Source organism: Arthrobacter sp. 08Y14, assembly GCF_002929455.1.
Lineage (GTDB): Bacteria > Actinomycetota > Actinomycetes > Actinomycetales > Micrococcaceae > Arthrobacter_B > Arthrobacter_B sunyaminii.
Genome location: NZ_PJIX01000003.1, coordinates 278,733 through 290,232 on the forward strand (window position 1 = coordinate 278,733; position 11,500 = coordinate 290,232).

The following is an 11,500-nucleotide window of genomic DNA, read 5'->3' on the forward strand; positions in this document are numbered from 1 at the left end:
TTTCCTCTCGTGCAGGCACGCGGGTGCGGAGCTTGCACCAGCCAACCACCCCGTGCCTCCTTCCGCCACCCCTGCGCGGCGGGACGGGCTCAGCTTGTCAGCTCCGCCCGCCAGGCCTCAAACACGGCTCCCGCTTCCCGGTCCGCGGTGTGCGCCTGAACGCCGAGGCTGCGGGCCACTGCGCCGGGAGCTGCCAGGTCGAACCGCCGTGTCCGGTCCGGTTCACGGGCGCCATCGGGTGCGGTGCCTGCAGCGGGTGCGGGCAGGGCACCCGGACGCCAGCCAACCGCCGTCGCCGTGGCCACGACCTTGGCATCTCCAAGGATTCCGACGGCGCGGTGCCGCGGCCCGGTGAGGTCCAGATCCTCGTAGAGGAGATCCCCGCCGGGTCCGGCAGCACGGGTGATGCTGCGCAAACGGCCGCCGTGCTCGCCGCTGCGTCCCAGCACCAGCGTCTCCCGGACCAGCGCCCTCGCTCCGGAAGCCAACTGCAGCCGGGTTTGCCGGCGGACATTGGACCCGGCGGCTGCCACGAAGGACGCGCCGTCCCAAATCAGGGCAGCGTCCTCGCCCAGCTCCGCGTCCAGTGACCAGCGGGACGGAACCAAATCGGCGTCGTACGCCACCATGCCCGCGGGCTCCACCACTTCCAGAGTCACTCCGGGGTCCACAGAAACCTCAATCCGCACGTCGTCGCCGCCCAGCAGCATCATGTGGATGCCAATCAGAGCCACGCGCAGGTGCAGCGGATCCGCGGTGCCGTTGACGGGCCGGGGTGCCAGGTACAACCCCTGATCCAGCACCGAAAACCGTGCCCGGTCCCCGGCGCGCTCCACGGAAATGCGGGTGGGCCGCGGCCGTGGAGCTGCAGCGGCAGCGGGGTACCCGGTAACGGAGTTAGTGACGGTGGGGGACAGCGTCCGGCTCCTCGTCATGGGTGTGGAAGAAGCCGCCGTCGCCGTCTTCATCGGCGTGGAAATGGGGTGCCATGGGCCCGGGGTCCTGCGGAGTGTGGGAGCCTGCGCGGTGCAGGGCCACCATGGAGCGGACCCACGCGCTGAGGTCATCGATGGTGTGCTGCTGTTTGCGGGACAGGGCCAGCACCGGCCCGCCTTCGCGGGCTGTGGTGGCGTCGGCGACCATCAGGTCCACATCCACGTCCACATGCGGGGCCAGGTCGATCTTATTGATAACCAGCAGGTCCGCCCGGGCGATGCCGGGGCCGCCCTTGCGGGCCACGTCCCCGCCGCCTGCCACGTCCAGGACAAAGATCTGCGCGTCCACCAGGGCGGGGGAGAAGGTGGCGGTGAGGTTGTCGCCGCCGCTTTCCACCAGGACCAGATCCAGCGGGGCGAAGTCAGCTTCCAGGTCCTCCACGGCCAGCAGGTTGGTGGTGACGTCGTCACGGATGGCGGTGTGCGGGCAGGCCCCGGTTTCCACGGCGCGGATGCGCTCGGCGGGCAGCACCCCGGCCGAACGCAGGAACCGGGCGTCCTCATCCGTGTAGATGTCATTGGTGATGACGCCGATGGACAGCTCCTCGGACATGGCACGGCAGATGGTCGCGATCAGCGAGCTCTTGCCGGTCCCCACCGGCCCGGCAACGCCCAGGCGCAGCGAACGGTTCGGATCGGACAGGGGTGACGCGGTGGTTTTATCGGTGAATGCGGTGTTCTCAGGCAACGAACAGTCTCCTTGTTCTTTCGGTATGGTCTTCGGCCCAGTGCTCCATCAGGGGAGCGCTGAGCGCGGGTAAGTCGTCAAGGTCCCGGGCCTGCAGAGCGTCATCAGCGACGGCGTTGATCTGCGGCTCGGCGGCCAAAATCCACCCGGTGGCGGTCATGGGATCGATGGGCAGCAGTTTCAAAGCAGCGGCAACCACGGACTGCGCATCGTCATAGCAGCACAGCCGGGCGAGCGCGGCTTCGCCTACACCCAAGGCACTGGCGGCCACGCCAAGGGCAACCGGGCGGGTTGGACGCGGGGCTTCCCGTTTCAGTGCGGCGACGGCGGGATCCCCGGGTTTGAGCGTAGCCGCCAGCCGCAGCATCCCGCGGCCGAGCCGCCGGGAAGCATCCCGCTGGGCGGCCGACGGCGTCCGGGCGTCAAGCGCCGCCTCCAGGGCGGCAAAACCGGGGGCACCGCCGTCGTCTTCCCCACCGGCCGCCGTGCAGAGTTCCAGGGCCCGGCGGTGCGCCAGCACAGCGGCAATGGTTTCCATCCGGCCCACGGTCTGCAGCCGGGAGATCAGATAGGGGTAGACGCCCTCCACCTGCAGCCCGGCCATCACCGCAGGTTCAAGACCAGCGGAATGCGAGTACGCGCCCGACGGCAGACGCGAATCGGCCAGCAGGAACGCGGCCACAGCGGATTCGCCGGTACTTCCGCCCTGAGGCAGGGAAGATGTCATGCTTCCCGCCTCAAAAGAGCGTGTAGCGCTGGGTCAGCGGCAGATCGGCAACCGGTGCGGGTTCAATGACCTGTCCGTCGATGCTGACCATGAACGTTTCGGGGTTCACCCGGATGTCCGGAAGCGCGGTGTTGTTGGGCAGCGAAGCTTTGGTCACGTCCCGGGTGGAGCGGATGGCGGTCAGTTTCCGCACCAGGCCCAGCCGGTCCGCCAGCCCGTCGTCCAGTGCAGCCTGCGCCACAAAGGAGGTGGACAGATGCGGAGCGGACGAGGCCCTGCCGGCCAGGGCCTCCCGCATCCAGACCGGCTGCGGCGTGGGCAGCGAGGCATTGGGATCACCCATCTGGCCCGCCACAATGGCACCGCCCTTGATCACCAGGGACGGCCGGACGCCAAAGAATGCGGGGTTCCACAGCACGAGGTCCGCCATCTTGCCCGGCTCAATGGAGCCGACTTCATGATCAATGCCGTGGGCCACCGCCGGGCAGATGGTGTATTTGGCGATGTACCGGCGAACGCGTTCGTTATCCGCCGGCAGGGCCGATTCCGCGGCCCCCATGTAGTCCTTCATCACGTGTGCCACCTGCCAGGTGCGCGTGATGGTTTCTCCGATCCGGCCCATCGCCTGCGCATCGGAGGACGTGATGGACATGGCACCGAGGTCCTGCAGCACGTCCTCGGCCATCATGGTGTTGGCGCGGATCCGTGACTCGGCGAAGGCCAGGTCCTCGGGGATGCGCGGATTCAGGTGATGGCAGACCATCAGCATGTCCAGGTGCTCGGCTACGGTGTTGACCGTAAACGGCAGCGTGGGATTGGTCGACGCCGGCAGCACGTTGGCGGCGGAAGCCACGGTGATGATGTCCGGGGCATGTCCGCCGCCGGCTCCCTCGGCGTGGAAGACATGGATGCCGCGGCCCTTGACGGCGGCCAGGGTGTCCTGCACGTAGCCGGCCTCGTTCAACGAATCGGCATGCAGCGCCACCTGCACACCCCACCGGTCCGCGGCGGTCAGCGCCGCATCAATGGCCGCCGGGGTGGAGCCCCAGTCTTCGTGGACCTTGTAGCCGGCGGCGCCGGCCAGTGCCTGCTCCGCCAGGGCGGCCTGGCTGACCGTGTTGCCCTTGCCGTAGAGCAGGAAATTCATCGGCAGGGTGTCCAGCGCGCGGTGCATCACCTGCAGGTTCCAGGCTCCGGGGGTGACGGTGGTAGCCTTGGATCCCTCGGCGGGGCCCGTGCCGCCGCCGCCCACCGTGGTGATGCCGGCGGCCAGGGCTTCCCGTAGAGCGTCGGTGCCGAGCAGGTGCACATGGGTGTCGATCCCGCCGGCGGTCAGGATCTTGCCCTCGCCGGCGATGACCTCGGTGCCGGGACCGATCACCAGTGCCGGATCGATGTTGTCCATGATGTCCGGGTTGCCGGCCTTGCCGATGCCTGCGATGCGTCCGTTCCTGACGCCGACGTCGGCCCGGACAATGCCCCAGTGGTCCACGATGAGCACGTTGGTAATGATCAGGTCCGGGGCGCCCTCCGCGGAGGTGCGGGTGGACTGGGCCATCGATTCGCGGATGTTCTTCCCGCCGCCGAACACCGATTCATCGCCGCCGAAGGTGTAGTCCTTTTCGGGGCTGATCCACAGGTCGGTGTCACCGAGCCGGACGGAGTCACCGACGGTTGGCCCGTACAGGTGTGCATAGTCGTGCCGGCTGATCTGCATCTTCAGGACTCCGATCCGGGGACAGGCGCGAAGGGGGAGCCGCCGTCGCGGATTTGAAGGCCCGGCACGGTGCCGCTGCCGGCCAGCCGAACCAGCGTCACTTCGCGGGACGCACCCGGTTCAAAGCGTACGGCGGTGCCGGCGGGCACACCCAGCCGGAAGCCGGCAGCGGCCGTCCGGTCAAAGGTCAGCGCACTGTTCACTTCCGCGAAGTGGAAGTGGGAGCCAATCTGGACGGGACGGTCGCCGTCGTTGGTGACTACGAGGACGCGCGTCTCACGGCCGGCGTTGAGTTCATGACTGCCCGCGGCTGTGCGTACCTCACCGGGTATCAGGCCGCTCATGAAATGGGATCCGTGATGGTGACGAGCTTGCGGCCGTCGGGAAAGGTGGCTTCGATCTGCAGGTCCGGAATCATTTCCGGCACACCCTCCATCACGTCCCCGCGCGTGAGGACGCTGCGTCCCTCGCTCATCAGGTCAGCCACGAGCCCGCCCTCGCGTGCACGTTCCATCACCCAGCAGGAGATCAGGGCAACGGCTTCGGGATAGTTGAGGAGGACACCACGCGAACGGCGGTCACGCGCCACCATGCCGGCAACGCTCAGCAGGAGCTTTTCCGTATCCGAGGGAGTGAGAAACATGTGCCGAGTGTGCCACCGCCATGTTTCCGCTGTGTTGCGTATTACGTATTACCTGCAGGTTGTGCCCGGCACGCTGCGAACTGGATGACGGGCCGGGCACAACGGCACTACTTCGACTTCTTGCTGCCCTTGTGGTCCTTATCCTTATGGTGCTTGATGTCTTTGGCTGCTTTGACGGCCACGGCAGCCGCCCCAGCTTTGACCGGAGCCGGAACCTTGACTTCCTTGACCTTGGTAACTTCCTTGATCTTGGTCCGGTTTTTGCGGTCCAGCAGCAGGGACGCGGCAATTCCCGCCATCCAAACATCCTTGGCCAGCGGCGTGCCCTGTGCGGAGGGGCGGATTCCGTCATCTTCCGTCAGGCCGGGGGTCTTCAGGTACATGGTCACCATGCCGCCGGAGAAGGCTCCGAGGACCAGGCCGGCCAGCCTGCTGGGGACAAACGGTGTCAGGAGGGTCAGGCCCACGGCGATCTCCGCTGCGCTCAGCAGTTTGCCGAACCTGGCCGCGTCAAGATCCATGACCTGCGGAAACGCGTTGGCGGCCATCTGCTGCAGGCCTGCTGCGCTTTCCTCGTCCAGGTTGCGCTTGCCCAGACCGGAGTTCAGGATGTACGCGCCCGTGGTTAGGCGCAACGGAATGTGGCTGATTCTCATGAGGGGTCCTCCCGTGAAGTCGCTGACATCCCCGAGCCTACGGGCGCCGGCGGCAGTGCGCCAGAGCAGGCAAACCAACTCCTGCCGCGGAACAGGCCTGCCGGGTGATCTGCCGGCGGCCTCCGGTTACCTGCACCGTGTAAGCGGGGAACACGCCGCGGAAGGTTCACCCTCAACCGGAAACTCTGGTTTGATGGAAAGGAAGGAACGCAGTAACTGCTGTCGACAAAGAAGGTCCTCATGGATTTCCTCCCGGCCGAACACCCCCGGCCGCGACATTTCATTCTTCATCTCAGCGACACGCATCTGGTCGCCGGCCCCGGCCCGCTGTACGGGGCCGTGGACAGCCAGGCCAGGCTGGCAGAACTTTTCGCCAGGCTGGAGGCGTCCGGACAAAAACCGGAGGCCATTGTCTTTACCGGTGACCTGGCAGATAAGGGCGAACCGCAGGCCTACGCGAAACTCCGCGGCATCGTGGCACCCGTTGCCGAGCGGATGGGAGCCCGGCTCATCTGGGCGATGGGTAATCACGACAACCGCGAAAACCTGAAAACCGCACTGCTGGACGAAGCACCGGACATGGCGCCGGTGGACCGTGTCTACATGGTCAACGGACTGCGGATCATCACCCTGGACTCCACCGTGCCGGGCCACCATTACGGCGAGTTGACCGGCACCCAGCTGGACTGGCTGCGGAACGTGCTGAAAACTCCCGCCCCGGACGGCACGATCCTGGCCCTGCATCATCCGCCGGTTCCCAGCGTCCAGGACCTGACCGTGCTGGTGGAGCTTCGCCATCAGCGGGATTTCGCGGCGGCGCTGGCCGGGACCGATGTCCGGTCCATCATCGCCGGACACCTGCATTATTCAACCTTCGCCACCTTTGCCGGCATCCCCGTCTCCGTGGCCTCGGCAACCTGTTACACCCAAGACCTGACCACGCCTGGAACACGGGGCCAGGACGCCGGACAGGCGTACAACATGGTGCATGTCTATGAGGACTCCGTGGTGCATTCAGTGGTCCCGCTGGACGAGGACCGCACCGTGGGCGAGCGTGTGGACGAGGCCGAAACCCGCCGCCGCCTGGCAGCCGCGGGCGTCCGGATCCTGGACGCCCAGCAGCTGACTTCCGCCTAAGACTTCCGGCGGGAGGTCATATGTCCTCGGGGTACCGTTCCGGTTCCGGACCCAGGTTGAAGAACCTGCCTGTAATGGTCTCCGGCTGTATTTCCACGTAGCGGTACTTCAGGGTCCGCACCCACGGCTGCAGCGGAAGATTGTCCGCTGCGTCAATCTCGCTCTGCGTCTCGAGGAGGCGCGTGGTGCCCTGGACCACCACGGACCAGGCCTGGTCGCTGAGGATCCCGTCGGCCTCGAACGCCACGTGGTCGTTCACTGTCAACTCGGCCAGCTTGGTGCCCGGGCTGGTACGGAACAGGATGACGCCGTCGTGAGCGTAGTAGTTCAGCGGATAGATGCTGGGCCGGTTGGCCACACTCACCGCCAGGCGTCCGTGGAAGGTTTTCTCCAGATATTTCCAGCACTGCTCGGGACTCAACTCAACAATGGGGGGCCGTTCTTCGGTAGTCATGGCCCCAGTCTGCCAAGGGGAGGCCCGTTGCCGCCACTGCATTGCCTCCGAACCGAGCTTGACGCGTGTAGCGGCACACAATAAGAGTGGAGGTGGGAACCATTTACCCTGGTCATGCAGGATCTGACCTCGACCCACAGACCTCCACACAGAGAGAACGTGATGACAGACGCAGCGAACCCCACTCCCGCCGGCAGCGAAGGCAGCGAAGCCGTGCAGCAGCACCTGACCACCCGCCAGGGACATCCGGTTTACGACAACCAGAACACCCGCACCGTGGGCGCCCGCGGTCCGGCCACGCTGGAGAATTACCAGCTCCTGGAAAAGATCAGCCACTTTGACCGTGAGCGGATCCCCGAACGCGTGGTGCACGCCCGCGGTTTTGTGGCCTACGGTGAATTCGAGGCGTCGGGCAAATGGGGCGACGAGCCCATTGCCAAGTACACCCGAGCCAAGCTTTTCTCCGAGCCGGGCAAGAAGACCGACGTCGCCATCCGGTTCTCCTCGGTGATCGGCGGCCGTGACTCCTCCGAGGCTGCACGCGACCCGCGCGGCTTTGCGATCAAGTTCTACACCGAAGACGGTAACTGGGACCTGGTCGGCAACAACCTGGGCGTCTTCTTCATCCGCGACGCCATCAAGTTCCCGGACGTGATTCACTCCCTGAAGCCGGACCCCGTCACCTTCCGTCAGGAACCGGCCCGGATCTTCGACTTTATGTCGCAGACACCCGAGTCCATGCACATGCTGGTGAACCTGTTCAGCCCGCGCGGTATCCCCGCGGATTACCGCCATATGCAGGGATTCGGCGTGAACACCTACCGCTGGGTCAACGCGCAGGGCGAGTCCAAGCTGGTCAAGTACCACTGGCTGCCGCAGCAGGGCGTGAAGTCCTTGACCGAGGAAGACGCCGCGAACATCCAGGCCAATGATTTGGGCCACGCGTCCAAGGACCTGTACGAGGCCATTGAACGCGGAGACTACCCCAAGTGGGATCTGTACGTGCAGCTGATGGATGACAATGACCATCCGGAGCTGGACTTCGACCCGTTGGATGACACCAAGACGTGGCCGGAGCAGGACTTTGAGCCCAAGTACGTGGGCACCATGACCCTGAACCGCAACGTCACCGACCACCACAACGAAAACGAACAGATCGCCTTCGGCACCGGCGTGCTGGTGGACGGCCTGGAGTTCTCCGACGACAAGATGCTGGTGGGCCGTACCTTCAGCTACTCGGACACCCAGCGCTACCGCGTGGGCCCGAACTATCTGCAGCTTCCGGTGAACTCCGCGAAGAACGCACCGGTTGCCACCAACCAGCGCGGCGGCCAGATGTCCTTCGGTACCGACCTCGCGCCGGGCCAGAACCCGCACGTGAACTACGAGCCGAACATCACTGGCGGGCTGCAGGAAGCGCCGAAGACCGCGCCGTCCGAGCTGGGCCCGGAGCTTGAAGGCCGTCTGATCCGCGCCCGCCTGCCGCGCACCAATGACTACATGCAGGCCGGGCAGCGCTACCAGCTGATGGAGCAGTGGGAGAAGGATGACCTGGTGGCCAACTTCGTCGCCAACATCGGCGAAGCGATCCGCCCGGTGCAGGAGCGCATGCTCTGGCACTTCTACATGTGCGATGACGAGCTGGGCGCACGGGTCGGCGAGGGCCTCGGCATCAGCCTGGACGAGGTCAAGGATCTCGGCCCGCTGGCCACCCAGACCCTCAACGAGGAAGAAACCAGCCGGATGAAGAATCTGGGCCACAACGGCCCCCGCAACGTGGAAGGCCTCACCATGACCCACTGCGTGCCCAACGAGCACGTGGTCGTCAGCCGCTAACAGCTCGCGCGGCACAGCCTAAAACAAAACGACGACGGCGGAACCCACCTCAGGCGGGGTCCGCCGTCGTTGTTGTGACGCCTACTTTTCCCAGGGCGCCTTGATCGGGAAGAACTTCTCGAGGAAGTCCGTGACCCGTTCCGTACGCTCCTGCGCCGGAACCTCCGGGAAGCTGCCGTCGTTGAGACAGAACAAATCCATGTTCCGCTTCGCCAGCAGCTTGTCCATCATTTTCAGGCCCGCGTAGGACGTGGTGTCCACGTACTTCACCTTGGCGGTTTCCTGCGTGACGGCCCGCCCGGTGAGCAGAGCGTAATAGTGGTACAGCGAGTTGGTGACCGAAATGTTGTCCTTCGCCCGGAACGTGCTCGCCGCGGTGGCTGCGAACTCGTTCGGGAATTCAGCTTCCATCTCCAGCAGCACGCTCTTGCGCAGGGGTGCAGCGGTGTGTTCCAGGTGCCGGGTGGTGATCCGGCCAAACCGCTCCCAGAGCAGGCGCCGGTTAACCCGGGCCGCGTTCTCGAAGCCGCTGCGCTCGGGGTCATTGGCGCCCAGGCCAATGCGGGTGCTGGCCTCGATGAACTTGGTGATGCCGCCGGGGGAGAAGAATAGGTCAGGTCCCACCGGGCGGCCGAAGAACATGTCGTCGTTGGAATACAGGAAGTGCTCGGCTAGGCCGGGAATGTGCTGGAGCTGGGATTCCACGGCCTGCGAGTTGTGCGTCGGCAGGACGGAGGGATCCTTGAAGTGCTCCTCGGCGCGGACAAAGGTCACCGACGGATGGTCGGCCAGCCAATCCGGCCGCTCCGAGTCCGTGGCGATAAAGATGCGGCGGATCCACGGGGCGAACATGTAGACCGAGCGCAGAGCGTACTTGAGTTCGTTGATCTGGCGGAAGCGGGCCTCGTGGTCATCGCCTTCGCCGACCACGGCGTCCTTCATCCGGGCGGCACGGGCAGCTTGGTATTCGGGGGAGCTGCCGTCCACCCAGGAGAAAACAAGATCCACATCGAAATCGATGTCCGTGGCGTGGTCGGCAAACATGTTCTCGATGGTCGGCCAGGTCAGGCCGTGTTTTTCCACGGTCCCCCGGACCACCTCATTGGCCGGGAGAGTACGGCGGGTCAGGGAATTCTCCACCGGAAGCGTGATTTCCGGACCGGTGAGGTCCCAGAGTTCCAGCTGCACGCCGGCCGAGGGGCCAAAGGTCAGGTTGGTGCCGCTGACGGCCCGGGGCCGGTAAACCCGGATAATCCGGGACTTGTCCGAGGGCGAGAGCTCGCCGTCGGCAATCAGCAGGGTGCGGGTTTTCTTCGTGTCCACGCTGCGTGAATAGAAGGGTTCTTCCCGGCAGGCTTCCACCATGGCGCGGCGCAGCTGATCCCGGTGAGCCAGATCTACGGCAATGACCGGGCGCTGGTCGTTCCCGCGCACCAGCAGGTACGCGATGCCGGCGTTGTCCAGGACCTTGCGGACAAATAACAGGTCCTCGACCATGGCCTGATTGGGCGTCAGCCCGGTGTCCATCAGGGTGAGGCGGCCCTTGACCTTGGCGACGTCGGTCCGGTGTTCCACCCGCTGAACAACAGCGAGGGACGCGGTTTGGAGATCCTCGCTCTCATGCTCGGGTTCGGGGGTGCCGAAATACACATCGTGTTCTGCTGCTATGTCTGTAATCGGAACCTCCAATAAGTTTCGAGTGCGGGGTCGGAGGCCGCGGCGAATGTGCGGGCGCGGCTCGTGCGGCTCTGCACATAGGTGTACTGCTGCTCAGGCGGGGCCTTGCCCGGTGATGCCGGGCGGCCCCGAAAAGACCTGATGCTCTGGGCGCCGGTGCCGCTGCTGAGTAGCATTGAGTGCTATCGCGGACATCTCGGGAGCTGATGTGAGATACCGTAACACCACGCTGGCGGCGGCGACGCTGCTTGTGCTCAGTATGTCATCCTGTGCCCCTTCCACGGACACCGGGGAGCCTTCGGGCGCCGCGGGCACCTGGTCCTCTTACACACTGACGGACGGGTCGCTCTCCTTCGAGCACCGCCCCGACTGGACGGTGGAAGAAGTTCAGCCGCTGGCCAACGATCCGGCCGGCGGCGTTTCGGTCCAAGTGAACGACGCCGGGGGAGACCTTATAGCCCAGCTGGACACCGGGATTATCACCGGTTTGGTGTGCGACGATCCCGATGAGGCCGCGCAGTACGTGGAATATGACTCCGAGCCGATGCCCGAGCTGGATTCGGCTCAGGGCACCGATCAGCGGTTTGTTTATCGCTCGGTGGCCTTCTCCACTCCGGAACGGGGTGAGCCGGTGGCCACCTATGCGGTGATCAGCGAACTCGGTGACCGCGGCCAGTGCGGGCTCTTCGATTTCTTTACCTTTACGGAATCCAGTGGCGGCCGTTTTGCCGGCAGGTATTCGGGGGAGGATGCGGCGCCCGGCCAGTCCTATTTGGACGGTGCGGCCGCCTATGAAAACAGTGCTGAATTCCGTGATGTGAAGCGGATGCTGGTGTCGTTGCGGGACAAGGACTGATCTTCGGCTGCTGGCCTGAATCTGGGTGGTTTTCGGTTTTCTCTGGCGTGCTGTGGATAACTCCGTATGCTGTGGCGCAGCCACGTACTGTTGGCGTCACGTCCAGTCCCGCAC

General features: G+C 65.2%; 12 protein-coding genes. 3 read left to right on the top strand and 9 right to left on the bottom strand.

What is annotated here, in order from left to right; translation table 11 throughout:
* Nucleotides 1-89 precede the first annotated feature (89 nt).
* From CXR03_RS13715 to CXR03_RS13745, 7 genes are all read right to left on the bottom strand, one after another.
* Nucleotides 90-935 (bottom strand): urease accessory protein UreD, encoded by an 846-nt coding sequence (locus CXR03_RS13715; protein WP_181034614.1) that lies wholly within the window; start codon nucleotides 933-935, stop codon nucleotides 90-92.
* Nucleotides 898-1,683, bottom strand: coding sequence for an urease accessory protein UreG (gene ureG / locus CXR03_RS13720; protein WP_258073652.1), 786 nt, complete (start codon nucleotides 1,681-1,683; stop codon nucleotides 898-900). Before ureG ends, CXR03_RS13715 begins: the two co-directional genes overlap by 38 nt.
* Nucleotides 1,676-2,410: an urease accessory protein UreF gene (locus tag CXR03_RS13725; RefSeq protein ID WP_104104331.1), complete on the bottom strand. Its 735-nt coding sequence runs from the start codon at nucleotides 2,408-2,410 to the stop codon at nucleotides 1,676-1,678. Before CXR03_RS13725 ends, ureG begins: the two co-directional genes overlap by 8 nt.
* Before the next feature lie 10 nt (nucleotides 2,411-2,420).
* Nucleotides 2,421-4,127: an urease subunit alpha gene (locus tag CXR03_RS13730; RefSeq protein WP_104104332.1), complete on the bottom strand. Its 1,707-nt coding sequence runs from the start codon at nucleotides 4,125-4,127 to the stop codon at nucleotides 2,421-2,423.
* A gap of 2 nt (nucleotides 4,128-4,129) precedes the next feature.
* Nucleotides 4,130-4,462 (bottom strand): urease subunit beta, encoded by a 333-nt coding sequence (locus tag CXR03_RS13735; RefSeq protein WP_104104673.1) that lies wholly within the window; start codon nucleotides 4,460-4,462, stop codon nucleotides 4,130-4,132.
* Nucleotides 4,463-4,467: 5 nt separating this feature from the next.
* Nucleotides 4,468-4,770 (bottom strand): urease subunit gamma, encoded by a 303-nt coding sequence (locus CXR03_RS13740; RefSeq protein WP_104104333.1) that lies wholly within the window; start codon nucleotides 4,768-4,770, stop codon nucleotides 4,468-4,470.
* Nucleotides 4,771-4,877: 107 nt separating this feature from the next.
* A complete protein-coding gene (locus CXR03_RS13745; RefSeq protein ID WP_308470583.1) occupies nucleotides 4,878-5,426 on the bottom strand; it encodes a hypothetical protein in 549 nt (182 codons plus the stop codon).
* Between the two features lie 240 nt (nucleotides 5,427-5,666).
* Between CXR03_RS13745 and CXR03_RS13750 the strand changes: the two genes are divergently transcribed.
* On the top strand, nucleotides 5,667-6,563 hold the full coding sequence (locus tag CXR03_RS13750; protein WP_104104334.1) for a phosphodiesterase: 897 nt from the start codon (nucleotides 5,667-5,669) through the stop codon (nucleotides 6,561-6,563).
* Between the two features lie 16 nt (nucleotides 6,564-6,579).
* On the opposite strand, the gene CXR03_RS13755 is transcribed toward CXR03_RS13750, so the two are convergent.
* Nucleotides 6,580-7,017 (bottom strand): pyridoxamine 5'-phosphate oxidase family protein, encoded by a 438-nt coding sequence (locus tag CXR03_RS13755; protein WP_104104335.1) that lies wholly within the window; start codon nucleotides 7,015-7,017, stop codon nucleotides 6,580-6,582.
* A 162-nt stretch (nucleotides 7,018-7,179) separates the two neighbouring features.
* Here CXR03_RS13755 and CXR03_RS13760 point away from each other — a divergent pair, with 162 nt between their 5' ends.
* Nucleotides 7,180-8,853 carry a catalase gene (locus CXR03_RS13760; RefSeq protein WP_104104336.1) on the top strand — a complete coding sequence of 558 codons (1,674 nt, stop codon included), beginning with the start codon at nucleotides 7,180-7,182 and terminating at the stop codon, nucleotides 8,851-8,853.
* Nucleotides 8,854-8,934: 81 nt separating this feature from the next.
* Here the strand turns inward: CXR03_RS13760 and CXR03_RS13765 are convergent, their stop codons facing one another.
* Nucleotides 8,935-10,428: a stealth family protein gene (locus CXR03_RS13765; protein WP_258073694.1), complete on the bottom strand. Its 1,494-nt coding sequence runs from the start codon at nucleotides 10,426-10,428 to the stop codon at nucleotides 8,935-8,937.
* A gap of 310 nt (nucleotides 10,429-10,738) precedes the next feature.
* Between CXR03_RS13765 and CXR03_RS13770 the strand changes: the two genes are divergently transcribed.
* Nucleotides 10,739-11,386 (top strand): hypothetical protein, encoded by a 648-nt coding sequence (locus CXR03_RS13770; RefSeq protein ID WP_104104337.1) that lies wholly within the window; start codon nucleotides 10,739-10,741, stop codon nucleotides 11,384-11,386.
* Nucleotides 11,387-11,500 lie beyond the last annotated feature (114 nt).

Bases quoted from the DNA above. Each gene is read 5' to 3' on its own strand.
- CXR03_RS13715 (WP_181034614.1), bottom strand. From the start codon at position 935: ATGACGAGGAGCCGGACGCTGTCCCCCACCGTCACTAACTCCGTTACC.
- CXR03_RS13725 (WP_104104331.1), bottom strand. From the start codon at position 2,410: ATGACATCTTCCCTGCCTCAGGGCGGAAGTACCGGCGAATCCGCTGTG.
- CXR03_RS13730 (WP_104104332.1), bottom strand. From the start codon at position 4,127: ATGCAGATCAGCCGGCACGACTATGCACACCTGTACGGGCCAACCGTC.
- CXR03_RS13740 (WP_104104333.1), bottom strand. From the start codon at position 4,770: ATGTTTCTCACTCCCTCGGATACGGAAAAGCTCCTGCTGAGCGTTGCC.
- CXR03_RS13745 (WP_308470583.1), bottom strand. From the start codon at position 5,426: ATGAGAATCAGCCACATTCCGTTGCGCCTAACCACGGGCGCGTACATC.
- CXR03_RS13750 (WP_104104334.1), top strand. From the start codon at position 5,667: ATGGATTTCCTCCCGGCCGAACACCCCCGGCCGCGACATTTCATTCTT.
- CXR03_RS13755 (WP_104104335.1), bottom strand. From the start codon at position 7,017: ATGACTACCGAAGAACGGCCCCCCATTGTTGAGTTGAGTCCCGAGCAG.
- CXR03_RS13760 (WP_104104336.1), top strand. From the start codon at position 7,180: ATGACAGACGCAGCGAACCCCACTCCCGCCGGCAGCGAAGGCAGCGAA.